The 22704-nt window shown below is 73.0% G+C and carries 21 protein-coding genes; 9 read left to right on the forward strand and 12 right to left on the reverse strand.

What is annotated here, in order from left to right:
• Position 1: 1 nt before the first annotated feature.
• The 3 genes from A6A08_RS14705 to A6A08_RS14715 are packed head-to-tail and all read right to left on the reverse strand — an operon-like array spanning position 2 to position 2894.
• On the reverse strand, positions 2–907 hold the full coding sequence (locus A6A08_RS14705; RefSeq protein ID WP_073703164.1) for a 3-hydroxyacyl-CoA dehydrogenase family protein: 906 nt from the start codon (positions 905–907) through the stop codon (positions 2–4).
• Entirely contained in the window at positions 904–1662 is a 759-nt protein-coding gene (locus tag A6A08_RS14710; protein ID WP_073703165.1) for an enoyl-CoA hydratase/isomerase family protein, read from the reverse strand. The genes A6A08_RS14705 and A6A08_RS14710 overlap by 4 nt, the downstream gene beginning before the upstream one ends.
• The gene (locus A6A08_RS14715; RefSeq protein WP_073703166.1) at positions 1659–2894 is read right to left on the reverse strand and encodes a thiolase family protein; all 1236 of its coding nucleotides are present in this window, start codon (positions 2892–2894) and stop codon (positions 1659–1661) included. The genes A6A08_RS14710 and A6A08_RS14715 overlap by 4 nt, the downstream gene beginning before the upstream one ends.
• Before the next feature lie 244 nt (positions 2895–3138).
• Between A6A08_RS14715 and paaK the strand changes: the two genes are divergently transcribed.
• Complete coding sequence (gene paaK / locus A6A08_RS14720) at positions 3139–4491, forward strand: phenylacetate--CoA ligase PaaK (RefSeq protein ID WP_073703167.1); 1353 nt, start codon at positions 3139–3141, stop codon at positions 4489–4491.
• Positions 4492–4665: 174 nt separating this feature from the next.
• Here the strand turns inward: paaK and A6A08_RS14725 are convergent, their stop codons facing one another.
• A complete protein-coding gene (locus A6A08_RS14725; protein ID WP_242422628.1) occupies positions 4666–5883 on the reverse strand; it encodes an MFS transporter in 1218 nt (405 codons plus the stop codon).
• A gap of 150 nt (positions 5884–6033) precedes the next feature.
• Here A6A08_RS14725 and A6A08_RS14730 point away from each other — a divergent pair, with 150 nt between their 5' ends.
• From A6A08_RS14730 to A6A08_RS14760, 6 genes are all read left to right on the forward strand, one after another.
• Entirely contained in the window at positions 6034–6651 is a 618-nt protein-coding gene (locus A6A08_RS14730) for a TetR/AcrR family transcriptional regulator (protein ID WP_073703169.1), read from the forward strand.
• Between the two features lie 417 nt (positions 6652–7068).
• Positions 7069–7908, forward strand: a complete 840-nt coding sequence (locus A6A08_RS14740) for an AraC family transcriptional regulator (RefSeq protein ID WP_073703170.1) — start codon at positions 7069–7071, stop codon at positions 7906–7908.
• 291 nt (positions 7909–8199) lie between these two features.
• Complete coding sequence (locus tag A6A08_RS14745; protein WP_073703171.1) at positions 8200–9234, forward strand: iron-siderophore ABC transporter substrate-binding protein; 1035 nt, start codon at positions 8200–8202, stop codon at positions 9232–9234.
• Positions 9231–10274: an iron ABC transporter permease gene (locus A6A08_RS14750; protein ID WP_073703172.1), complete on the forward strand. Its 1044-nt coding sequence runs from the start codon at positions 9231–9233 to the stop codon at positions 10272–10274. The genes A6A08_RS14745 and A6A08_RS14750 overlap by 4 nt, the downstream gene beginning before the upstream one ends.
• Before the next feature lie 20 nt (positions 10275–10294).
• Positions 10295–11329 carry an iron chelate uptake ABC transporter family permease subunit gene (locus tag A6A08_RS14755; protein ID WP_073703534.1) on the forward strand — a complete coding sequence of 345 codons (1035 nt, stop codon included), beginning with the start codon at positions 10295–10297 and terminating at the stop codon, positions 11327–11329.
• The gene (locus A6A08_RS14760; protein ID WP_073703173.1) at positions 11326–12153 is read left to right on the forward strand and encodes an ABC transporter ATP-binding protein; all 828 of its coding nucleotides are present in this window, start codon (positions 11326–11328) and stop codon (positions 12151–12153) included. The genes A6A08_RS14755 and A6A08_RS14760 overlap by 4 nt, the downstream gene beginning before the upstream one ends.
• 35 nt (positions 12154–12188) lie before the next feature.
• On the opposite strand, the gene A6A08_RS14765 is transcribed toward A6A08_RS14760, so the two are convergent.
• Together A6A08_RS14765 and A6A08_RS14770 are read right to left on the reverse strand one after the other, a co-directional pair.
• Positions 12189–12560 (reverse strand): VOC family protein, encoded by a 372-nt coding sequence (locus A6A08_RS14765; RefSeq protein ID WP_073703174.1) that lies wholly within the window; start codon positions 12558–12560, stop codon positions 12189–12191.
• 97 nt (positions 12561–12657) lie between these two features.
• A complete protein-coding gene (locus A6A08_RS14770; RefSeq protein ID WP_073703175.1) occupies positions 12658–12807 on the reverse strand; it encodes a DUF397 domain-containing protein in 150 nt (49 codons plus the stop codon).
• 263 nt (positions 12808–13070) lie between these two features.
• Between A6A08_RS14770 and A6A08_RS29375 the strand changes: the two genes are divergently transcribed.
• A complete protein-coding gene (locus A6A08_RS29375) occupies positions 13071–13460 on the forward strand; it encodes a hypothetical protein (RefSeq protein WP_378699025.1) in 390 nt (129 codons plus the stop codon).
• Here A6A08_RS29375 and A6A08_RS14780 read toward each other — a convergent pair.
• The 5 genes from A6A08_RS14780 to A6A08_RS14800 form a co-directional block, all read right to left on the reverse strand.
• Positions 13448–14800 (reverse strand): transporter, encoded by a 1353-nt coding sequence (locus A6A08_RS14780; RefSeq protein ID WP_073703177.1) that lies wholly within the window; start codon positions 14798–14800, stop codon positions 13448–13450. The genes A6A08_RS29375 and A6A08_RS14780 overlap by 13 nt on opposite strands.
• Positions 14797–15462, reverse strand: coding sequence for a hypothetical protein (locus tag A6A08_RS14785; RefSeq protein WP_073703178.1), 666 nt, complete (start codon positions 15460–15462; stop codon positions 14797–14799). The genes A6A08_RS14780 and A6A08_RS14785 overlap by 4 nt, the downstream gene beginning before the upstream one ends.
• The gene (locus A6A08_RS14790; RefSeq protein WP_199866942.1) at positions 15459–17642 is read right to left on the reverse strand and encodes a hydantoinase/oxoprolinase family protein; all 2184 of its coding nucleotides are present in this window, start codon (positions 17640–17642) and stop codon (positions 15459–15461) included. Before A6A08_RS14790 ends, A6A08_RS14785 begins: the two co-directional genes overlap by 4 nt.
• Positions 17643–17712: 70 nt before the next feature.
• A complete protein-coding gene (locus A6A08_RS14795) occupies positions 17713–19335 on the reverse strand; it encodes an FAD-dependent oxidoreductase (RefSeq protein WP_073703180.1) in 1623 nt (540 codons plus the stop codon).
• Positions 19336–19345: 10 nt separating this feature from the next.
• Entirely contained in the window at positions 19346–20422 is a 1077-nt protein-coding gene (locus A6A08_RS14800) for a LacI family DNA-binding transcriptional regulator (RefSeq protein ID WP_073703181.1), read from the reverse strand.
• 208 nt (positions 20423–20630) lie between these two features.
• Between A6A08_RS14800 and A6A08_RS14805 the strand changes: the two genes are divergently transcribed.
• Entirely contained in the window at positions 20631–21653 is a 1023-nt protein-coding gene (locus tag A6A08_RS14805) for a hypothetical protein (protein WP_073703182.1), read from the forward strand.
• Between the two features lie 74 nt (positions 21654–21727).
• Here the strand turns inward: A6A08_RS14805 and A6A08_RS14810 are convergent, their stop codons facing one another.
• Complete coding sequence (locus A6A08_RS14810; protein ID WP_073703183.1) at positions 21728–22543, reverse strand: SAM-dependent methyltransferase; 816 nt, start codon at positions 22541–22543, stop codon at positions 21728–21730.
• Between the last annotated feature and the right edge of the window lie 161 nt (positions 22544–22704).

Consider the following 22704-nt stretch of genomic DNA (forward strand, 5'->3'; position numbering starts at 1 on the left):
TCTACTCTCCCTCGTCCCAGGTGTGGAAGCCCTGGCCGCTCTTGCGACCCAGCTTTCCCTCGGCGACCATACGGCGCAGCAGCTCCGGCGGGGCGAACCGGTCCCCCAGTTCGGCGGCCAGGTACTCGGCGATGGCCAGGCGCACGTCCAGCCCCACCAGGTCGGTCAGGCGCAGCGGGCCCATGGGGTGGCGGTAGCCCAGCTCCATGGCGGTGTCGATGTCGGCGGGCGAGGCCACGCCCTCCTCCACCATGCGGATGGCCTCCAAGCCCAGCGTGACGCCCAGGCGGCTGGTGGCGAACCCTGGGGCGTCCCTGACCACGACCTCGGTCTTGCCCAGGGCGCCGACCCAGCCGCGCACCGACGCCACGACCCCGTCACCGGTCTCGGGGGCGACCACCAGCTCCACGAGCTTGGAGGCGGGGACCGGGTTGAAGAAGTGCATGCCCAGGAAGCGCCGCGGGTGCTTGAGGGCGGCGGCCAGCTCGGAGACCGACAGCGAGCTGGTGTTGGAGGCCAGCACGGTGTCCTCGCCCACGGCGGCCTCGGCCGCGGTGAGCACGGCGATCTTCAACTCGGGCTTCTCGGGTACGGCCTCCACGACCAGGCCCGCGTCGGCGGGGATGTCGGCGGCGTCGGTGACCGTGCCCAGCCGTGCCAGGAAGGCGGCCGGGTCGGCGTCGATCTTGCCGCGCCGGCGGGCCTTGTCCAGGCCGGCCGCCACCCGGGCGCGACCGGCCTCGGCCGCCTCGCCGGTGGCCTCGACCAGCACCACGTCCGCACCGCTGGTGAGGAACTGCTGGACGATGCCGGCACCCATGGTGCCGCCGCCGATGACGGCGACGGTGGCGGGAACGCCCTGCTTGCCGACGCCCTGCTCGACGGGGCCGTGCTCGGTGGGGCTCAACGCTTCTTCCTCTCCAGGAAACGGGTCATCCGGTCGTGCTTGTCGGCGCTCTCGAACAGCACCGCCTGGGTCAGGTCGTCGGCCAGCGGGTGGGGGCCGTCGGCGTCCAGGACCATCTTGGTCATGCGCAGGGCCAGTGCGGAGGAGGCGGCCATACGGTCCACCAGGGCGTGGGCGCGCTCGCGCAGCTCCTCGGAGGGCACGATCTCGGCGGCCAGGCCGTGGCGCAGCGCGGCCTCGGCGTCCAGGCGGTAGCCGCCCAGCAGCACCTGCTTGGCGACCGAGGCCCCGACCAGTTCCCGCAGCCGCCAGCACGCGCCCGCCCCGGCGATGATGCCCAGACCCGGCTCGGGCTGGGCGAACACGGCGGTGGGGGTGACGACGCGGATGTCGCAGGCGTAGGACAGTTCGGCGCCGCCGCCCAGCGCGTAGCCGTCCACGGCCGCCACGGTGGGCACCTGCAGGCGGTGCAGGCGCTCGAACAGGCGGCTGTTGATCCCGGCCAGCGCCTCCTCGCGGCCGCGTTCGCGCAGCTCGGAGATGTCGGCGCCGCCCGCGAACACGGTGCCGTGCCCGGTGAGCAGCAGCGGCCTGGGGTCGGCCTCGATCCGCTCGCACACCTGGTGCAGCTCGGCGATCATCCGCCCGTTGATGGCGTTGCGGGCCTCGGGGCGGTACAGCTCCACCACCACGCGGTCCTCGCGCCAGTCGACCCTGAGGGTCGTGAACTCCCGGGTGTCCTCCTGCTCGCTCACGGGCGCTCCACCAGCAGTGCGGTGCCCTGCCCCACGCCCACGCACAGGGTGGCCAGGCCCCGGGCGGCGTCCTCGCGCTCCATGCGGTTGAGCAGCGTGACCAGGATGCGCGCGCCCGAGCTGCCCAGCGGGTGGCCCAGCGCGATGGCGCCGCCGTCGGCGTTGACGCGGGCCTCGTCCAGCTTGAGCCGGCGCATCACGGCCAGGGACTGGGCGGCGAAGGCCTCGTTGAGCTCCACGGCGCCGATCCCGTCCAGGTCCCACCCCGCGCGGTCGAGCACCTTGCGGGTGGCCGGGACCGGGCCCAGGCCCATGACCTGCGGGGCCACACCTGCCGAGGCGGAGGCCACCACGCGGGCGCGGGGGGTCAGGCCGTGGCGGCGCACGGCCTCGGCGCTGGCCAGTACCAGGGCCGAGGCGCCGTCGGAGAGCGAGGAGGAGTTGCCCGCGGTGACGATGCCCTCCTCACGGAAGACCGGGCGCAGCTTGGCCAGGCTCTCCATGCTCGAACCCGGGCGCGGGCCCTCGTCCGCGGTGACCTCGTGGGTCTGGCCCTTGCGTCCGTGCACGGTGACCGGGACGATCTCGGCGTCGAAGCGGCCCGCCTCGGCGGCCGCGACGGCGCGCTCGTGGCTGCGCAGGGCGAAGGCGTCGCACTCCTGCCGGGTGAGGCCCTCCAGGCGCGCGACCTCCTCGGCCGTCTCCCCCATCGACAGGGTATAGCGCAGGTCGTCGGGGGAGGCGTCGTCCGGTGCCTGGGCGTCGGCCTGCGCGAAGCGCGGGTTGGTGAAGCGCCATCCCAGGGAGGTGTCGGCGACCTCTCCCGGCTTGGCCCAGGGGGTGCCGGGCTTGGCCATCACCCAGGGGGCGCGGGTCATGGACTCCACGCCGCCCGCGACCACCACGTCGGCCTCGCCCGCGCGGATGGCCTGGGCGGCCGAGGCCACGGCGGTCAGGCCGCTGGCGCACAGCCGGTTGACGGTGTAGCCGGGAACGCTGGGGTCGAGCCCGGCCAGCAGCGCCGCCATGCGGGCCACGTTGCGGTTGTCCTCACCGGCCTGGTTGGCCGCGCCGAGGACGACCTCGTCCACGACCTCGCCGGGAACGCCCGCGCGGCGGACGGCCTCGGCCACGGCCGTGGCGGCCAGGTCGTCGGGGCGCACTGCTGCCAGGGCACCGCCGTAGCGGCCCTGGGGGGTTCGCACCCCGTCGACCAAGTAGACCTCGCTCACGTGCGGCCTCCCATGTTAACGACGGTGGTCCAGGCCACCGCCACCTGTGAACTCATCGACACTTCTCCTTGACACGGCTGCCCGGAGACTGCGTTAATGCATTAGTAACCGAACGTTCGGTCAGTAAGCAAGTCGGTCCGCTCCGCGACGGACCGCACCACCCGCCCACGACCCGCGCACGCACCCGCCCGCCCCCTCCAGGACCGCTCCTGGCGGGTCCCGCGCACAGTACATGGAGAGGCCCATGGCAAGCCACGACACCACCATGCGGACGGCCGACGCAGCCCCCCGCCTGGGGCAGGCGCCCTCGCCCGAACTCCTGGACCCGGCCGAGCGCATGAGTGTCGACGAACTGCGCGCCCTGCAGCTCAAGCGCCTCCGATGGACCCTGGAGCACGCCTACGCCAACGTGCCCCTGTACCGGAAGAAGTTCGACGAGGCCGGGGTGCGGCCCGAGGACCTGAAGGAACTCGGGGACCTGCGCCACTTCCCGCACACCACCAAGGCCGACCTGCGCGACAACTACCCCTTCGGGATGTTCGCCGTCCCCCAGGAGAGGGTCAGCCGCATCCACGCCTCCAGCGGGACCACGGGCCGCCCCACCGTCGTCGGCTACACCCGCGAGGACATCGACACCTGGGCCGAGGTCGTGGCCCGCTCCATCCGCGCCGCGGGCGGCCGCCCCGGCCACAAGGTGCACGTCTCCTACGGCTACGGCCTCTTCACCGGCGGCCTGGGCGCCCACTACGGCGCCGAGCGGCTGGGCTGCACGGTCATCCCCGCCTCCGGAGGGCAGACCGCCAAGCAGGTCCAGCTCATCCAGGACTTCCAGCCCGACATCATCATGGTCACCCCCAGCTACATGCTGACACTCCTGGACGAGTTCGAGCATCAGGGAATCGACCCGCGTAGCACCTCGCTCAGGGTCGGCATCTTCGGCGCCGAGCCCTGGACCGAGAAGATGCGCACCGAGATCGAGGAGCGCTTCGACATCCACGCCGTGGACATCTACGGCCTGTCGGAGGTCATGGGCCCGGGTGTGGCCAACGAGTGCGTGGAGACCAAGGACGGCCTGCACGTGTGGGAGGACCATTTCTACCCCGAGGTGCTCGACCCCGTCACCCAGGACGTGCTTCCCGACGGCTCGAGTGGCGAACTGGTCTTCACCTCGCTGACCAAGCAGGCCATGCCCGTCATCCGTTACCGCACCCGCGACCTGACCACGCTGCGCCCCGGCACCGCCCGCCCCATGCGCCGCATGGACAAGGTCACCGGCCGCAGCGACGACATGATCATCCTGCGCGGCGTCAACGTCTTCCCCACCCAGATCGAGGAGATCGTCCTGGGCCTGGACGGCCTGGCCCCGCACTTCCAGCTGGTGCTCACCAAGGAGGGTCGCCTGGACCGCATGGCCGTGCGCATCGAGGCCGCCCCGGACTGCACCCCCGAGCGCCGCTCGGCCCTGAGCAGGGAGATCGTCGCCACGGTCAAGGACAAGGTGGGTGTGAGCGTGAGCGTGGACGTGGTCGATCCCGAGCAGATCGAGCGCTCGGTGGGCAAGTTCCGCCGCATCATCGACCAGCGGCCCAAGGAGTAGCGGGAACGTCGACAGCGCACGTCCGCCGCGGGACGGGTGGGAGGACCCCGCGGCGGACGTGCCGTGCGCGGAGGGCGGACCTGCGGGACGTGAACGCCGACCCGCCCGCCCGGGGACCGGTCCCGGCTCCCGGCCCCGCCCGTGCACCGCGCGTCCGGCGGACCGGTCCGTACCTCAGGACCGACGTGCGCTCCCCCTGCGAACCGTCGACCCCAGGGCGAGCAGTGCCCCGCTCCCCAGGACCGCGGCGGCGGCCAGCGACACCACCGGGAAGCCGGACCCGGCGAGGGCGGCGGCCAGCTGCGGGCCGAGCCCGGCGCCGACGAAGAGGAAGAAGGTGTAGAGCGCGACGGCCGTGCCGCGTGCGGCACCCGCCCTCGCGCCGACGGCTTGGACCAAGGCGGGCGCCGCCACCGCGATACCGGCGACGAAGACGAAGAGGCACACGCCGATGGCCGCTCCCCCGGCGAGGAACGCGCAGACGGCCGACAGCAGGGCCGCGGCGCCGAGCGAGAGGGCCGCCCGCCGCTCCGGAGCGCTCCGTACCAGCCAGGGGGTCAGCAGCGGGACGGCCAGCATCGCCGGGAGCGCGCTGGCGCGCAGGGCCAGCAGGGCACCGTCGTCTCCGGCGAGCGTCGGCGGGCCCGCGACCTGCAGACCGCCGTAGACACCCACGAAACCGGTAAGGACCGTCAACGTGGCCCCGTAGAGCAGCAGGAGCCGCCCGTCGCCCAAAAGGCCGGCCATGGCGGTGAAGGCGCCGACCGGCCTCGCCCGGCCGCCGCCCCCGTTCGGGCTCAGGACCAGGCGCAGTCCGACCGCGCCCAGGGCGAGCGCGACCCCGCCGGCGAGGAAGACCGGCTCCCAGCCGACCGCCTGTCCGACGGCCTGGGCCGCGAGCTGGCCCAGGACCGCCGCGGCGAGGAAGGAGCTGGTCAGCCAGGTGATGGCGGTGACACGGCGGTGCGGGTCGACCCGGGATGCGACGTAGGCGAAAGCGGCGGGGGCGAAGGCCGAGGCCACGAGCCCCTGGACCACGCGCAGGACGAGTGCCGCCCCCAGCGACGGGGCGAGGGGGACCGCGACGGTGGCCACGGCGGTGGCCGTGAGGCCGGCGACGATCGTGCGGCGGGGACCGAACCGGTCGGCGGCGGGCCCGGCGAACAGGAAGCCGACGGCGTAGGCGGCCGCGAACGCGGTGGCCGTCCACGCGACCGCGCCGGGACCGCTCCCCCAGTCGGAGGCCATGAGGGCGAAGAGCGGAATGACGGTGTAGAGCTGGCCGACCACCAGCATGCCCGTGAGGGAGAGCGCCGCGACGGTTGCCGCGAACGACGTACGCGGAGAAGCCGGAGCCTCGCTCGTGGTGCTCTCGTTCTGTCTCGATGCCATGCCCGTACTATTTAAACCAACTAGTTGGTTGTCAAGAGGGGCGCTTCATCCGACCCTGGCTCCGGTCGTACGCCCACCTCGCACGCCGCGACGGGGAACCGCCCGACACCCCCTACAACCAACCGGTTGGTGCTGGATTACGATGTCGTGATGACGAAGAGGACGGAGACGACGCGCGCACTCCTGCTCGACGCCGCACGGGCGGAGTTCGCCGCGTACGGGATCGCGGGCGCGCGCGTGGACCGCATCGCCGAACGGGCCGGAGTCAACAAACAGCGCCTCTACGCGAACTTCGGTGACAAGGAGAAGCTCTTCCAGCACGTGGTGGGCGACGCCCTGGACGAGTTGTCCCAGGCCGTGGCGCTCGACGACGACACGGACCCGGCCGCCTACGTGGCGCGCGTGTTCGACTACCACCGGTCGAACCCCAAACTGCTCAGGCTCCTGCTGTGGGAGGCCCTGCACTACGGTGAGAAGCCGCTCCCGGACGAGGAGAACCGGACCGCCCTGTACGAGGACAAGCTCTCCTCCCTCGCGCAACGGCTCGGCGCACCGCCCTCACTGGACACACGGCACCTGCTGTTGAGCCTCATCGGCCTGGCCGCGTGGCCGCAGATCGCACCTCAGCTCGCCCGGCTGATCGTGGGTCCGGACGTCCACGGGGAGAAGGGCCAGGAGCGCCTGCGGGACCACATCGTCGGATTCGTCCGGAGCGCCACACGAACGACGCCACACGCACCGGAGGACGACACGGACGGCGCCACCTGACCGGCGCCGCCGACCCGGCCCGCGGCCGCATCTTCCACGTCGACCGGTCCGGGCCGTACGTGTGGTCCGCCTCCGGCACGCTGCTCACCATGCCGCCCACCCCCGAGAAGGCCTGCCGACCGCTCAGGCACCTGAGGCTGATAGGGCGCGGGCCAGAGGGCGGCCCGGTTCTCATCCGCCCCGAACACGACCTCCTCACGCGGGTGGAGGTGCCCGAGGACGACGCGGTCGCGGCGCCCCTGGCCGGCCACACACGCCGGCGCGTCCGCCTGAGGAAGCAGCTGTCGCCGCCCGACTGGCTGTGGACCCACGAGGGCGCCCCGGCCTTCCTGCGTTCGCCCCCTCGCCCGCCCCCGGGACCGCACGTCGGCAGACCGTCCCGGTCACGGCCTCCCACCAGCGCATAACCTGGCTGACGTGCCCGCACCAGACACCCGAACGAGTCCAGCAGCCGTACCGCGCACCGCCGGGCCGGCACGGGGCGACGCGGTCGACAGCCGCAGGCTCCCCCTCTACGCCGCCGGTGAGATCGACGTGCCGTTCGTCGTCCTGGGCAGCACCGAGGTCATTCCCCGGGACACGTTCTGGGAGGAGCACTCCCACCCGACGCACGAGCTGCTCTGGAACCAGCGGGGCGCGTCCTCGGCGACGATCGGCAGGCGGGTCTGGACGATCACCCCGACGGTCGGCCTGTGGATCCCGGCCGGTGTCCGCCACTCCGGCTGGACGCCCGCGGGAACGTGGCACCGCGCCGCGCACTTCGGCGTCCACGCGGTGCCCTCGATCTCCGACAGGCCCGTCGCGCTGGAGGTCACACCGCTCCTGCGGCTCCTGCTCGACCGGCTCGACGCCGACGGCCTCGCCCCTGACGCGCGCGCGAGGACGGAGGCGCTGGTGCCCGACCTGCTCACCCCCGCCCAGCACGAACTGATCCTGCGCATACCCGAGTCACCGCTGCTGGCCCCCATCGTCGCCGCCGTGCGCGCCGATCCCGCCGACGACACCACCCTGGCCGTGTGGGCGGCGCGGCTCGGTGTGAGCACCCGCACCATCACGCGCACGTTCCGCTCCGAGACCGGCCTCGGGTTCAGCCAGTGGCTGGCCACCGCCCGCGTGCAGCACGCGGTCGCGATGCTCGCGCGGGGAGAGGAGATCGCCGAGGTCGCCGCGTGTGTGGGGTACCACTCGGCGAGCGCGTTCGGCGTGGTCTTCCGACGGATCACGGGGACGAGTCCGGGGCGGTTCCGCGCGCAGTGACGCCGTGTCGGCGCCCGACCGGGAAGACTCTGTCCGTTTCGCGACAAAAGGTGTCACATCTGCGTGATTGCGTACTCACCAAGGACACCCTAAATTCGGTTAGGCAAACCTAAGCTCTCGCCATCGCCGCGATCGGGGTGACGTGTGTCCCCGTGCCCTGTACCCCCGTCAACGCGACTCCGATCGGCCCCTCCGGGCCGCACGCCCCCGCGTGCGCGCCACGGGCGAGGCGGGAGCCGGACCATGGCACCGCCATGGCTGAGGCCACACGGCCGCAACGGGAAGGAAACCATGCCCCGCGTTTCAAAGCTGGCCGCGCTCTCCACGGCCGCGCTGCTCACCGTCGGACTCGCAGCCTGCTCCTCGTCCTCCGCCGACTCCTCCGGCGGTGAGGGCGGCGGCTCCGGAGACTGGACCCCCGTCACCATCGAGCACGCGCTCGGCACGACGACCATCGAGTCCGAGCCCGAGCGGGTCGCGACGGTCAACTGGGCCAACCACGAGGTCCCGCTGGCCCTGGGGGTCGTGCCGGTCGGCATGGCCGCCGCCAACTTCGGTGACGACAACGCCGACGGCGTGCTCCCGTGGGTCGAGGAGAAGCTCACGGAGCTGGACGCGAAGACCCCGGTGCTGTTCGACGAGACGGACGGGATCGACTTCGAGGCGGTCGCGGACACCCGACCCGACGTGATCCTCGCCGCCTACTCCGGACTGACCCAGGAGGACTACGACACGCTGAGCGAGATCGCCCCCGTCGTCGCCTACCCGGAGACCGCCTGGGGGACGCCCTGGCGGGAGATGATCCGGCTGAACAGCCAGGCCCTGGGCATGGCGGACGAGGGCGAGGAGCTCATCAAGGGCCTCGAACAGGAGGTCGCCGACTCGGTCGCGGAGTACCCGCAGATCGAGGGCAGCTCGGCGATGTTCCTGACGCACGTGGACACCACGGACCTGAGCGAGGTCAGCTTCTACACGGCCCACGACACCCGGGCCATGTTCTTCGAGGACCTCGGTCTGACCACCCCCGAGAGCATCGCGACCGCCTCCGAGAGCACCGACCGGTTCTCCCTGAGCCGGAGCGCCGAGCAGGCGGACGCGTTCAACGACGTCGACATCATCGTCACGTACGGCGGTGACGAGCTCGTGAGCGCCCTGGAGGGCGATCCGCTGCTGTCGCAGATGCCCGCGGTGGAGAACGACGCGATCGTCGGCCTCCCCGGGGACAGCCCCCTCGGCACGGCCGCGAACCCGACCCCGCTGTCGATCTCGTGGGTCCTCGACGACTACCTGTCGCTCCTCGCCGAAGCGGCCGACGAGGCGCAGTGACGACGGACACCTCACCCCCCGCCCCGGGCGCCGCCGCCGCGCGGCGTCCGAGGCGCGGCAGGACCCTCTGGCTGCTCGCCGTGCTGGCCGTACTGGGCGCACTCATGTTCGCCTCGGTCGTCGTCGGCTCCCGCGACGTGCCCTGGCCGGCCGTCGTGGCGGCCTTCGGCGGCTCGGCCGAGGGCTTCGACCAGGCCGCGGTCGCCAAGCGGATCCCCCGGACGCTGCTGGCCGTCCTCGCCGGCGCCGCCCTGGGCGTGGCGGGGGCGGTCATGCAGGGCGTGACCCGCAACCCGCTGGCCGACCCGGGCATCCTGGGCGTGAACATGGGGGCCTCGCTCGCCGTCGTCGCGGGTATCGCCTACTTCGGTCTGGCGTCCGCGACCAGCTTCATCTGGGTGGCGATCATCGGCGCGAGCCTGACCATGGTGTTCGTCTACGCGATCGGCTCCCTGGGGCGGGGCGGGGCGACACCGCTCAAGCTCGCCCTCGCCGGCGCGGCGACCTCCGCGGCCCTGGCGTCGTTCATCAGAGCCGTCGTGATCCCGCGCAACGACATCGCCGACGGAGCCCGGTCCTGGCAGATCGGCGGCGTGGGCGGCGGGACGTTCGACAGCATCACGCAGGCGCTCCCCTTCCTCGCGGTCGGGCTCGCCGCCTGCCTGCTGTCGGCGCGGGCGCTCAACCTCCTCGCCCTGGGCGACGACCTGGCGGCGGGCCTGGGCGAACGCGTCGCGACGGCGCGGGGGGCGGCCTTCCTCGGCGCGGTCGTGCTGTGCGGCGCGACCACCGCCGTCACCGGGCCGATCGGCTTCGTCGGCCTCGTCGTCCCGCACGTGTGCCGCCTGCTCGTGGGTGTCGACCACCGGTGGCTGGTCCCGTTCTCGGCGCTCGGCGGCGCCGCCCTCCTGACGGCGGCGGACGTGGTCGGCCGCGTCGTGGCGCGCCCCGGGGAGGTCGACGTGGGGATCGTGACCGCGCTGATCGGCGCCCCGTTCTTCATCCACATCGTCCGCCGTCAGAAGGTTCGCGCACTGTGAGCACCTCCACCGTCGACGCCGTGAGCGCCTCCACCGTCGAGACCGTCACCCGCGGCCGGGTGCGCCGTGCGTACCGGCGGCGCACGGTGATCGCGGTCCTGGCCGCCCTGATCGTCCTCGTGTTCGCCGTGACCCTGATGGTCGGGCGGACCTTCTATCCGCCCGGCGACGTGGTGCGGGTGGTCCTGGGACAGGACGTGCCCGGCGCCTCGTTCACCGTCGGGCGGCTCCGGCTGCCGCGGGCCGTGCTCGCGGTGGTGACGGGCCTGTGCTTCGGGCTCGCCGGCGTCACGTTCCAGACCATGCTGCGCAATCCCCTCGCCAGCCCGGACATCATCGGCATCAGCGCGGGGGCCAGCGCGGCGGCGACGTTCGCGATCGTGACGCTCTCGCTCGGCGAGACCGGGGTGTCGGTCTTCGCGATCGCCGTCGGCCTGCTGGTGGCCCTGGCCGTGTACGTGCTGTCCTTCAAGGACGGGGTCGCCGGTACCCGCCTCATCCTGATCGGCATCGGCATCTCGGCCATGCTCGAGAGCGTCACCGCCTACATCCTGGACCAGGCGGCCGAGTGGGACCTCCAGGAGGCGATGCGGTGGCTGACCGGCAGCCTCAACGGCGCCACCTGGGACAAGGTCGTCCCGGTCGCCGTCGCGCTGCTCGTGCTCACCCCCGTGCTCCTGTACCAGTCGGGCAGCCTCTCCGCGCTCCAACTGGGCGACGACACCGCCTCGGCCCTCGGCGTGCGCGTCGACCGCACCCGGCTCGTCGCGATCGTCGGGGCGGTGGGCCTCATCTCCTTCGCGACCGCCGCGGCCGGTCCGATCGCCTTCGTCGCCTTCCTCTCGGGTCCGATCGCGGCGCGCCTCGTCGGGCCGAACGGCTCCCTGCTCGTGCCCTCCGCGCTGGTCGGGGCGCTGCTGGTCCTGACCGCCGACCTGTGCGCGCAGTTCGCCCTCGGGACCCGTTACCCGGTCGGGGTGGTCACCGGTGTGCTCGGAGCGCCCTACCTCGTCTACCTGATCGTCCGCACCAACCGCGTGGGAGGCTCCCTGTGACCACGGCCCATTCGCTCCTCGTCGAGGACCTGACGCTCGGTTACAAGGACCATGTCGTCATCGAGTCCCTCGACCTCGCCGTCCCGCCCGGGCGGATCACCGCGATCGTCGGTGCCAACGCGTGCGGCAAGTCCACCCTGCTCCGCTCGATGTCGCGGCTGCTCGCGCCCCGGGGCGGGCACGTGCTCCTCGACGGCAAGGAGGTCCACCGCCTGCCGCCGAAGGAGGTCGCGCGCACGCTCGGCCTGCTTCCGCAGTCGCCGATCGCTCCGGAGGGCATCACCGTGAGCGACCTCGTCGGGCGGGGGCGCCACCCCCACCAGAGGTTGCTCTCCCGGTGGAACAGGGAGGACGACGAGGCCGTCGCCGCCGCTCTGGAGGTGACGCGGACGGTCGGCCTCGCCGACAGGCCCGTCGACGAACTCTCCGGGGGGCAGCGCCAGCGCGTCTGGATCGCCATGGCCCTGGCCCAGCGGACGGATCTGCTCCTGCTGGACGAGCCGACCACGTTCCTCGACGTCAGCCACCAGGTCGAGGTCCTCGACCTGCTCACCGACCTCAACCGCTCGCTCGGGACGACGATCGTGATGGTCCTCCACGACCTCAACCTCGCCGCGCGGTACGCCGACCACCTCATCGCGCTCGCGTCCGGCCGGCTCCACGCGGCGGGCACGCCCGAGGAGGTGCTCACCCCCGAAACGGTGCGGACCGTGTTCGGGCTCCGCAGCGAGATCATCACCGATCCCACGTCGGGGAAACCGCTCATGCTTCCCATCGGCAGGTACCACGGCGTCGTGGAGGGGCAGACGGCGGAGAGCGGATGAGGGAAGCGGGAGACGGAAGGAGGGTCGGAACTCCGTCAGAGGGCGTCGTCGCGTCCGTGCAGCAGGCAGAACTCGTTGCCCTCGGGGTCGGCCAGCACCGTCCACGGGGCGTCCTCCGGCTGTCCCACGTCCACCCTCACCGCGCCCAGTCCCAGCAGCCTCTCCAGTTCCTGGGCGACCGTCAGCCCGTCCGTGACGCACAGGTCCAGGTGCAGGCGGTTCTTGACGCTCTTGCGTTCGGGCACGAGGAACACGTCGATTCCGGGGGACACCCCCTCGGCCGGTGCGAGGCTGATCCCGTCCTCGACCTCCTCCACGACGGGCCAGTCCAGCACCCGGCTCCAGAACGTGGCCACGGTCCTGATGTCGATCGCGTCGATGGCGATCACCTGAAGGCGGCTTCCCATGCACGCACTCTAGAACCACGCGCCGACAACCACGCGAACCGGTCCCTCACCAGGAGGAAGGGGAAATGGTGAGAGGCCGGTCGTGTAGGCGGGGGTGCTACCGACCGCGCACTGCACTGACCGGGGCGGCCCACTCGACGGCGGGGACGTCGAGGCGGCCCTGTTCACGGTCCCGGGTGTCACGGACACCGGTGACCGCGCCTTCGGCGACTTCGACACAGTAGACCGCTGACCTGTGCTTGTGCATAGTTGTGCCTGGAGGATCGAATACCCACCCGCTCCTCGGGCCAGGGCGTTCCCCCCGCGCCGGTCAGGAAGAACCCTGGGACGCGGAGTGGACCGGGCCGTTTCGCCGCCGCAGCGGAACATCCACATCACCCTTATCCCTTTTGTGGGGTCAAGGGTGGAATGCACGCAGCTTCATCGCAAGAAAAACGCCTCGGGACCGGGTCCAGCGGTTCCGAGGCGTAGGCCCACCTGGCCGACCGGATCAGCCTGGCCGCCTCCGAACTGGTCACCAACGCCCAACGCCGCTCCGCCAGCGGTGACACCGGCGGAACCGTCCGCGTGGAACTCCTCCGCACCCGCCTGCGCCTCGAACTCCGCGTCACCGGCGACGGCCCCGGCCGGGGCACGGCATCGGCTTCCCCCGCGTCGCCGACCCCGTCGGCCCCCTGCCGATCGGCGGCCACGGCCTGCGCCTGGTCGAGTCCCTCTCCCCGTACTGGGACCGGCCGGGCCACGCGGGCGGCCCCCTCGCCGTCCGGGCGATGTTGCCACCCTCGTGAGCTGGAGCCGGGACGGCTCGGCCGCGGCCCCCGGACCGGTGCGGCGGAAGTCCTCGTGCAGGGCTCCCGCCACACTTTCGAAGACCCGGCACGGGACCCTCAGAGCAGGTAGAGGAACACCGTCAGTACCAGCCCCGCGACGGCGACCACCCAGGTGTAGGGGATCGTGGACAGCATCGACCTCTCCGGGCGCACACCGGCGTACTGCGAGCTCCACACGGTCTGCGTGCTGGTGGGATCCGACACCCCCAGCACCTGCCCGTAGGAGGCCATCAGTCCCAGGACCGCGGGAGCCGGGTAGATGCTCCCGGAGATCAGCACACCGGCCACCCCGGCGCCGAGCCCGAAGATGTTCATCGGCCCCCGGTACAGGCTCAGCGGCACCAGCACCGCGAAGACCAGCACGAACAGCCACGGGTTGCTCGGGCTGATCGCGGTGACCACCGGGGTGAGCGCCGAGACGGCCCCGGGCAGGTTCACCGCGGCCAGCAGCATGCCGATCGCGATGAACAGCACGATGGGCGGTGCCGCCACGTCGAAGGACCGGTAGAGCGTGCGCAGCGCGGTGGAGGACATCTCCCGCCACGGCACGGCCGTCACCAGCGCGAAGACCACCCCCGCAAGCAGCGAGGGCACGATGGGCACTTCCAGTCCCAGCGCCAGGACGATCGGCACCAGCGGCGTGACGAGCGCGTACCAGGGTGCGTCCCCGCGGCGCCTGCGCCGCTCCGCGGCCCGTTCACGGCGGCTCGGGGGCGTCCCGGCTCCCTTGTCACCGGTCTCCTCTCCCCCCGCGCCCGATCCGGCCGGGACCCGTACCGCCCAGGTGTGCCGGGCACCCTTGCGGCGCATCTCGATGAGAATGTAGGCCAGCCCGCCCGCCAGTGCGATCGGGAACATGCGCAGCTGGAAGTGCTGGACGGTGGAGACCGGCACGCCAATGGCGTCGGACAGGAACTGCCAGTTGATCAGCTCCAGGGGCAGTCCGGCGGCGATACCCACCAGCACCGTCCCCGCGGCGACGGTGGGGGTGACCCCGACCGCGATCATCGCGGGGATGCCCACCACACCGGCGAGCATCGCCGCGGGGGCCGACCCGGTGATGCTGCCGCACAGGATCGCGACGGCGAAGACGCCGACCGCGACCAGGGAGGGCCGCTCACCGCCGAACTCCACGATCTTGCGCACGAGGGTGGAGGCGATCCCGGCCTCGGACATCAGCGTGCCCAACCAGCTGCCCAGGAGGATGGCGACCATGGTCGCGGCCAGGCGCGGGGCGCCCTCCTGGACGACGGTTCCGAGGACGCTGCCCTCCTCGCCGATGAGCGGAGCGCCCGCGATGAGCGCGATCGCGACGGAGAGCAGGACGAGAGCGAAGGCGGTGGGCAGGCGGCGCGTCAGCATGAGGCCGACGCCCACCGCCATGGCGAGAAGGATTCCGAAGGCGGTCACGGGCACTCTCCGGGGGAGGTTCGTGGGGCTGTCCGGTCCGGTTCCGGGCCCCGGTGGGCAAGGGTGGCGGCGATCGCCGCGGTGAGCGCGACCGGGCTGCGGCGCAGCCCCGCGCGGCGGCGGGCGTAGGCGTGCGCGGCGATCTCGTCGGCTCCGACCACGTGTCCGCGCAGGCGCAGCGGCCCCAGGCGCAGGACGACGTGGTCGAGTTCGCGCAGCAGCGCCCGGCCGCGTCCGTCGTGCAGCATCCGGTGGGCGTGCTCGTGGGCCAGGGCGGTCTCGCGCAGGGCCGCGCGTGTGTAGTCGCGGCCCCACCCGGCGGCGCGGGCGACGCGGTGGGCATAGTTGAGGGCGTCGGTGTAGACGACCACCCGGTCCCCGGCGGAGCGGTGTACGAACTCGGCGAGCAGGACCTCCCTCGGACGCAGTCCGCCGGTGGCCCTCTCCGACACCTCCGCGGCCGCGGTGCCCCCGGGCTCCCCGGCGTCCTCGTCGGCCATCCGCTCCCCGAAGCGCAGTGCGGCGGAGGCCCAGGCACGCAACCGGTCGCGGTCGCGGCCCTCGTGCGTGGGTGTCAGGGCGAGCAGGTCGGCGGCCAGGTCCTCGTCGCGGGCGCGTGTGATGCGCGCGTACTGCTCGGCCAGTACCGTGGGCGCGCTCATCGGCGCTTCTCCATCACCGCGACGATCCGCTCGTCGGGGGCGCGCCTGGCGACCTCCGCCGAGGCCAGCGCGACCAGGTGCCCGGGGTCCAGCACGCCCGACAGGTCGGCGAGCTTGGGCCCCAGCAGCAGCCACACGGCCGGCGGCAGGGCCCCGCCGTCGCCGTAGGTGGTGCGCTCCTCCACCAGGTCCTTGATCCGCCCCTCGGCCTCGGCGGCCACCAGCGTGTCCACCCGGGCGTCGGCGCTGTGCAGGCGCACCACGCCCTCGGCGTCGACCACCCGCACATGGGTGCGTTCGCGGGCGAGGCGGCCCAGCGGCCCCCTGGGCCTGCGCACCAGTCCCAGGACCCGGTACTGGCCGGTGGAGGCGTACTCGGTCAGCTCGCCCGGGCCGGCGCCCAGGCTGTCGGCGGCAGCGGCACGTGCGGTCTCGTCGTCGGCGCCGGCGGTGCGGTCCTTGGTGCGCAGTTCGGTGGCTCCCGTGGCCACGGCCGCCACGAGGTTGCGCTGGGGGTCGACGGTGACGTCCACCTCGATCCCGGCCGGGTCGGCGCCCTGGCTCAGTACCGCCCGCTCGGCCTCGGCGCGCACCGCGAGCACGTCGGCGTGGGTGGCGCCGGGGATGATGCGCTCCACCGACTCCCGTACCAGCGCCAGCGCCACCCCCAGGGGACTGATGACCTCGCTGTGCGCGGCGATGCGTGCCGCCAGGCCGGTGCGCCGACCCAGGTAGGGGGTGACGGTGGCCGCGCCGCCGCCCCCGCCGACCAGGGCGCACACCTGCCGGTCCAGGCCGTAGTCGCCCACCAGCTCCTCCACCACCTCGGCGACGCGCTCGGTGGCCTTGTGCAGTACCGCGCGAGCGGCCTCCTCCACACCCGTGCCCAGGGCCTCGGCGAGCGGGGCCAGCGCGGCGCGGGCCGCGTCGGCGTCGGCGCGGGCGTAGTCACCCTCGGGAACCAGCCCGGCGGCGTTGGCCGCGCAGGTCACGGTGAGGGCGAAGCGCTGCCTCCCGGTGTCCAGGACGGCGTGGTCGCCGGGGTCGGACGCCATGGGGCTGATCCGCACCAGGCGGGCGCCCTCCAGCTCGGCCGGATCGGCGAAGCAGGCGTAGGGCAGGCCCGCGATGTGGGCGCTGCGCGGGCCCACGTCGGTCAGGTCCGCCCGTCCGGGTCCCTCTCCCCCGCCGACGCGCACCAGGGAGCCGCCGCCGACGCCGACGGTGCGTACGTCCAGCGCCGACAGGTAGGTCTCCTTGCCGCCCAGGCGGGCGTGGCGGATCTGGACGCGGCCGCGCCGGATGACGCTGATGTCGGTGGAGGTGCCGCCGGTCTCCAGGAACACGCCCTCACTGACCTTCTCGCCCATGAGCGCGCCCGCCACACCCGCGGCGGGTCCGGAGAGCACGGTCAGCAGGGGCCGGTGGCGCATCTCGGGCAGAGACATCACGCCGCCGTCGCAGCGCATCACCATCAGCGGGGCGGTGACCCCGGCCTTGTGGATGCTGCGCTCGACCAGGTCGGCGGTCTGGAGCATGCGGGGCATGACCCCGGCGTTGAGCGCGGCGGTGCGCGCGCGCTTGCCCAACCCGTAGAGCTGGGTGATCTCGTGGGTGGCGGTGACGGGCACCCCGCGGGTGCGGGCCGCCTCCAGTACGGCCAGCTCACCGCGGGGGTCGTCCACGCTGAAGGGCTCGACGGCGACGACGACCTCGGCGCCCTCGGCGAGTACCCGGTCGACGCTGGCCAGCGCCGCCCCCTCCCGGTCGGGGTCGCGCAGCGCGGAGTAGCGCACGGGAAGCGGATGGCCCGAGTCCAGCCTCAGCTTGCCCAGGGAGCGCAGCCGTCCGGTGGCGAAGGCGTCGTAGCCGCTGCCGACGCCGACGATGCCGATGGTGGCCACGTCGCCCTCCAGCAGGGCGTTGGTGGCCTGGGTGGTGCCGTGGGCCAGGAAGCCGACGTCCTCGGCGCTCACGCCGATGTCGTCCAGCAGGCCCTCCAGCGCGGTCATGATGCCGTGGGCCACCCCGTCGGCGTGGTCGTGGCTGGTGGGGACCTTGACCTGTCCGAGCAGGGCGTAGGTGGTGGCGCTGACGGCCACGGCGTCGGTGAAGGTTCCGCCGACGTCGATGCCGATGCGCACGGGGCCTGGTGTGGGGGATGGGGATGGGTCGCTCATGTCGCCCCTTCTGTGGGGAGTCGGGGTGGGCGCGCCGGGACGGTTCGGCCGCCCACCCCCATGGGGATGGTCAGTAGCCGCGGACGTCGGGCCAGTGGCGCTCGACGCCGGTGCGGTCCAGCAGGGAGGTGAAGCCCTCCAGCAGTTCGCCCTTGGCGTGCACGGCGTGCGGTGTGGTGCCGTGCTCCAGGGCGAAGGCGGCCAGCCGACCGGCGGCCTCGCCGATGTTCCACTCGACGGGGTGCAGCCGGAAGCAGCCGTTGGTGATGTGGGTGGTGCCGATGTTCTTGGCGGCGGGGAGCAGGTTGGTCTCGCGTTCGGGCAGCAGCGCCCCGAGCGGGATCTCGAACGGGACGCTGGCGACGTCGACGTAGTTGTCGCCGCCCGTGGAGGGGTGCAGGTCGATGCGGTAGCTGCCCACACCCACCGAGTCGTGGCGGCGCACGATGCCGTGCGGGCCGAGCAGGTCCAGGGACACGTCGTGCTCGGTGACGGTGGTGACCGCGCGGATACGGCGCGACTCGCGCACGTAGGCCGCCTTGGCCAGGCCCAATTCGGCGCCGGTGACGTCGGGCCGGGGCCGCAGCCCCGGAAAGCCTGTGCCGCCGTCGGGGCGGGGTGCCTCGGTCTGCAGCCAGTACAGCACCGACAGGGACAGCTGGCGGGCCTCCTCGTGTGCCTGGCGGACGGCCTCGGCGTCCACCATCCCCTCGATCTCCAGGGCCGGTCTGAGCCAGTAGTCGTTGAGCGGCCAGTTGGCCAGGGTGATGTCGGAGTCGAAGGCGCCGGGCAGGTGCATGCGCCGGGCCAGGATGCGCCGGAATCCCCACAGTTCCTTGTCCCCCGCGTCGGCGCTCTGGTCGGCGTCCACCGCCAGGGGGTCGGTGCCGGGGTTGGGGACGAAGGTGCGCCCCACCGGTTCGAGGGTGCGCGGGTCGGGGGCGGAGAAGCCCAGCAGCGGACCCGGCCAGAAGTCGGGCTTGTAGGAGCGCCAGAAGTCGTACATGGCCGGGCGCTCGACCGTGTGGTCCTCCCCCTCGTGGTGGGAGACGGCGAAGCAGTAGGTGATGCCTTGCAGGTTGGCCGGGTCGGCCGCCTCGGGAGCGTGCGGCTCACCGTGTTCCGAACGCGCCTCGGCGCCGGTGACGTGGTCGAGGCCCGCCATCGGCAGCAGGTCGCCGCTCTCCGTGGCGTCCAGGACGTAGGCGGCGCTGACGGTGTGGCGCCGTCCCTGTTCGTCCTCCAGGACCACGGCCGCCACCCGGTCGCCGTCGGTCACGGCCTCCACGGGCCGGTGCCGCAGCAGCACGGTGACGCGCCCGGCCGCGCGGTGCGGGCCCATCATCTCCTCCAGCACCGCCAGGGCGACCCGGGGCTCGTGGCACAGCTTGCTGACCCGGCCCGCCCCCGGGTTGAGGGTGGGCGAGGCCGCCGCCTCGGCGCGGAGCGGGTAGGCGCGCCGGTAGTGGTCGCGGATGCCCTCGCGCAGGCGCCGGTAGGACCCGGTGGCTCCGAACCGCTCGATCCACGGATGCTCGTCGGGCGGCACCGCCTGCGAGGTGAGCTGTCCGCCGATCCAGTCGGTCTCCTCGGTCAGCACGACGCGGCGCCCGGAGTCGGCGGCGGCCAGGGCCGCGGCCACCCCGCCCAGGCCCCCGCCGACGACGAGGATCTCTGTGCTGGTCTCGGTCATCTTGCGCCTTTCAGGTGTCTCGTGTCCGGGGCGCGGCGACGGTGCCGCCCTCCACCGGCTCGCAGGGCAGCAGGCGCCGGGGAGGCTCCCCGTGGGCGCCCGCGATCAGTTCCAGCAGCAGACGGACCGCGTCGCGGCCCATCGCGCGCATGGGCACGTCGAACCCGCCGTAGGCCGCGCCACCTCCCGGGGCGTGCCCCCGGGTCCCGGTCGACGCGCCGAGCAGGGCCAGGGACAGGTCGCGTGGACAGCGCAGCCCGGCCCGGTCCACGGCCGCCCCCAGTCCGTCCAGGGCCGCGCCGGTGTCGGTCTGCTCGACCACGACGGCGGTGACGCCCTCGTCCAGCCAGCGGCGCAGCAGGTCGTCCAGGTCCGATCCGTCGGTGCACACGACCAGGCGGGAGGGGTCGATCCCCGACGCGCGGGCGCCGCGTACCACGCCCTCCTCGCGGTCGGCCGAGGCCGGGGCCTCGTCGTGCTCGCGCAGGTAGCGCAGCTCGCGGTGGCCCAGTGCGGCCAGTCGCGCCACGACCTGCGCCGAGGCCGAGACGTAGTCGGCGCCCACGTAGGGGATGCCGGGCTCGTCGCGGCGGCCGATGTAGACGAACGGGAACCCGTCCTCGGCCAGGCGGCGGATGGGCTCCTCGGGGACGTGGCGGCCGAAGAACAGGCAGCCGTCGGCGGCGCGCACGCGCCGCACCGCCGCGGGGTCGTCGGCCCGCGCCGCGGCGCGGGCCGATCCGGTGAACAGGATCAGGTCCTGCCCCTGGGCCGCGGCCTCCTCCTCCACCCCGACCAGGATCGGGTAGTAGGAGTGCGCCACGTCGGTGGGGAAGGTGGTGCTGAAGGTGTACAGCCCCAGCATCGCGTTGCTGGCCGAGGCCAGCCGCGTGGCCACGGGGTCGGGGACGTAGCCCAGCTCCTCGGCGGCCCGCAGCACCCGCTGGCGGGTCTCGCGGGCCAGGGCCATCCCGGCGGGGGTTCCCCGCAGGATCAGCGAGACCGTGGCCTGGGAGACCCCCGCCATCCGCGCGATGTCGGACTGGCGTGGGCGGCGCCGCGCACCCGCCCTCCTGACTTCCGTCACCTGTTTCTCCTCTTGGCCGCCGTGCTAATGCGCATTAGTTGATGACTGTGAGCTGCGGCACGCTATGTGTCAAGAGGGGGAGCAGGAGATTTCCAGCGAGGGCCAGAAGGTTTCGTTAATACGTATTAGAACCTTGACTGACGCATCACCCCTGGTGAAGACTTCGGGCCTCGGAGCACCCCCCGACCCGCTCCGGAAGGGAATCGTCATGTCCGACGCGCACCCCCGCCGCACACGGCCCTCCCCCGACCGCCGCACGGTCCTGCGGGGCGCCGGAGCGGCCACCGCCGGAGCCCTGCTGGCTCCGGGCCTGCTCTCCCCGGCGCCGGCGACCGCCGCACGGGCCCCGGGTGTCCTGCCGACCTACACCTTCCTGCGCGAGGCGCTGGACACCGCGTCGCTCGCCTACAACCCCACGGGCGAGCTGATCTTCCCGTGCCTGCGCGGAACGGCGGGCCGACTGCCCGACCCACCCGGACGCTTCCTGCTCTACTACGCCCCGCACGACGCCCCCGGCGGCGTCTGCCTGGCCTACGCCGACAGTCCCGACGGACCCTTCACCGAGTACCCGGGCAACCCGGTCGTGGCCAACGTGTGGGATCCCCACTACCGGGTCAGCCACGTCTCCTCGCCCCACGTGATGTGGAACGCCGAGCACCGCGAGATGTGGCTGTACTTCCACGGGGAGAACACCACCACCCGGCTGGCCCGCTCGCGCGACGGGATCCACTTCGCCTACGAGGGCACCGTGCTGACCACGGCGATGGTCCCGGGCACCACGGAGGCCTCCTACGCAAGGGTCTTCGAACACCCGCTGCCCGACCGGGGATCGCGCTACGTCATGGTGTTCATGCGCAACAGCACCGGCAACCACCGCTCCATCGGCTGGGGATGGTCGGCCGACGGCATCACCTTCGACTTCGACCCCGAGCCGCTCGTCAGCCACGCCGAGGTGGGGGTGTCCGACCTGTCGGGCCCGCACCTGGTCGAGCGCGGGGGCAGTACCTACGTCGCCTACCACACCAGCCGGGGCGACATCCGCCTCACCGAGGTGGGCCGCGACTTCGGCCTGCGCGAACACCTGGGCACGGTGCACACCCCCATGGCCGGGCCCCCGGACTCCGGGCGCAGCGCGGCGCCCTCCTTCGGCTCCGACGGAGGCGTGCAGTACATGTTCTACGAGGCGGGCAGCAGGCTCGGGGCGACCATCGCCATCGCCCGCGCCGACTGAGGCGGACGTCCGGGGCCCGCCGTGGGCGGCGTGCCGCGAACGGGGCGGGGGACGCGCCCCCGCCCCGACAGGTGTCAGGAGACCTTGCGGGCCACGCCGCCGTACTCGGCCACCGGGCGGACCTCGCCCACCTCAGTGGGCTCCGCGCGCCACAGCGCGCAGGAGACCACGCCCGGCTCCAGCAGTTCCAGTCCGTCGAAGAGCGCGGTGATCTGCTTCGCCGTGCGGATGGTGAGCTTGGGCGTGCCGCGCTCGTTCCAGGCCGCGGCCACCTGGTGGGCCCGCTCCCGGTCGATGTCGTCGGTGGGGTGGGAGAGCACGAGGAAGCTGCCCGGGGCCAGCGCGCCCAGGAGCCGGTCCAGTACCGAGCGGACCTCGGCGTCGTCGGCGACGAAGTTGACCACGCCCAGCAGCATCAGCGCCACCGGCCGGGACAGGTCCAGGGTCCGCGCGGCCGCTTCCAGGATGGTGTCCGGATCGCGCAGGTCGGCGTCGACGTAGTCGGTGGCGCCCCGGTCCGTGCCGGTGAGCAGCGCGCGGGCGTGGGCGAGCACCAGGGGGTCGTTGTCCACGTAGACCACCCGGGACTCGGGTGCGATGGCCTGGGCCACCTCGTGGGTGTTGTTGTGGGTGGGCAGCCCGGTGCCGACGTCCAGGAACTGCCGGACGCCCTCCTCGCGCGCCAGGTGGGTGACCGCGCGGGCGAGGAAGCCCCGGTCGGCGACCGCGTTGTCCACGATCTCGGGGAAGAACGAGCGGATCTGCTCGCCCATCTCCCGGTCCACCGGATAGTTGTCCTTGCCGCCCAGCCAGTAGTTCCAGATACGGGCGTTGTGCGGAACGGAGGTGTCGATCTGGGGGGTGGAACCCTCGGGGGTCTCGGGGGGCACGGTCCTGCTTTCTGCGCTCGCTGTGCCGACAAAAAGTGCGTACTCGGACAAGTAAACGGTTCCGAGGGTTTACCGGGCAAGTGCCGGAGCGCATGTGTCGGGGGCCGTCGGTCGTTTCCGGTCCGCCCGCGGGGCGGCCCCGGCCGCGCCGACGCGTTCGC

Origin of the sequence: Nocardiopsis sp. TSRI0078 (genome assembly GCF_001905145.1) — a bacterium.
Lineage (GTDB): Bacteria > Actinomycetota > Actinomycetes > Streptosporangiales > Streptosporangiaceae > Nocardiopsis.

Bases quoted from the DNA above. Each gene is read 5' to 3' on its own strand.
- paaK (WP_073703167.1), top strand. From the start codon at position 3,139: ATGGCAAGCCACGACACCACCATGCGGACGGCCGACGCAGCCCCCCGC.
- A6A08_RS14725 (WP_242422628.1), bottom strand. From the start codon at position 5,883: ATGGCATCGAGACAGAACGAGAGCACCACGAGCGAGGCTCCGGCTTCT.
- A6A08_RS14730 (WP_073703169.1), top strand. From the start codon at position 6,034: ATGACGAAGAGGACGGAGACGACGCGCGCACTCCTGCTCGACGCCGCA.
- A6A08_RS14745 (WP_073703171.1), top strand. From the start codon at position 8,200: ATGCCCCGCGTTTCAAAGCTGGCCGCGCTCTCCACGGCCGCGCTGCTC.
- A6A08_RS14765 (WP_073703174.1), bottom strand. From the start codon at position 12,560: ATGGGAAGCCGCCTTCAGGTGATCGCCATCGACGCGATCGACATCAGG.
- A6A08_RS14770 (WP_073703175.1), bottom strand. From the start codon at position 12,807: ATGCACAAGCACAGGTCAGCGGTCTACTGTGTCGAAGTCGCCGAAGGC.
- A6A08_RS14785 (WP_073703178.1), bottom strand. From the start codon at position 15,462: ATGAGCGCGCCCACGGTACTGGCCGAGCAGTACGCGCGCATCACACGC.
- A6A08_RS14790 (WP_199866942.1), bottom strand. From the start codon at position 17,642: ATGAGCGACCCATCCCCATCCCCCACACCAGGCCCCGTGCGCATCGGC.
- A6A08_RS14795 (WP_073703180.1), bottom strand. From the start codon at position 19,335: ATGACCGAGACCAGCACAGAGATCCTCGTCGTCGGCGGGGGCCTGGGC.
- A6A08_RS14805 (WP_073703182.1), top strand. From the start codon at position 20,631: ATGTCCGACGCGCACCCCCGCCGCACACGGCCCTCCCCCGACCGCCGC.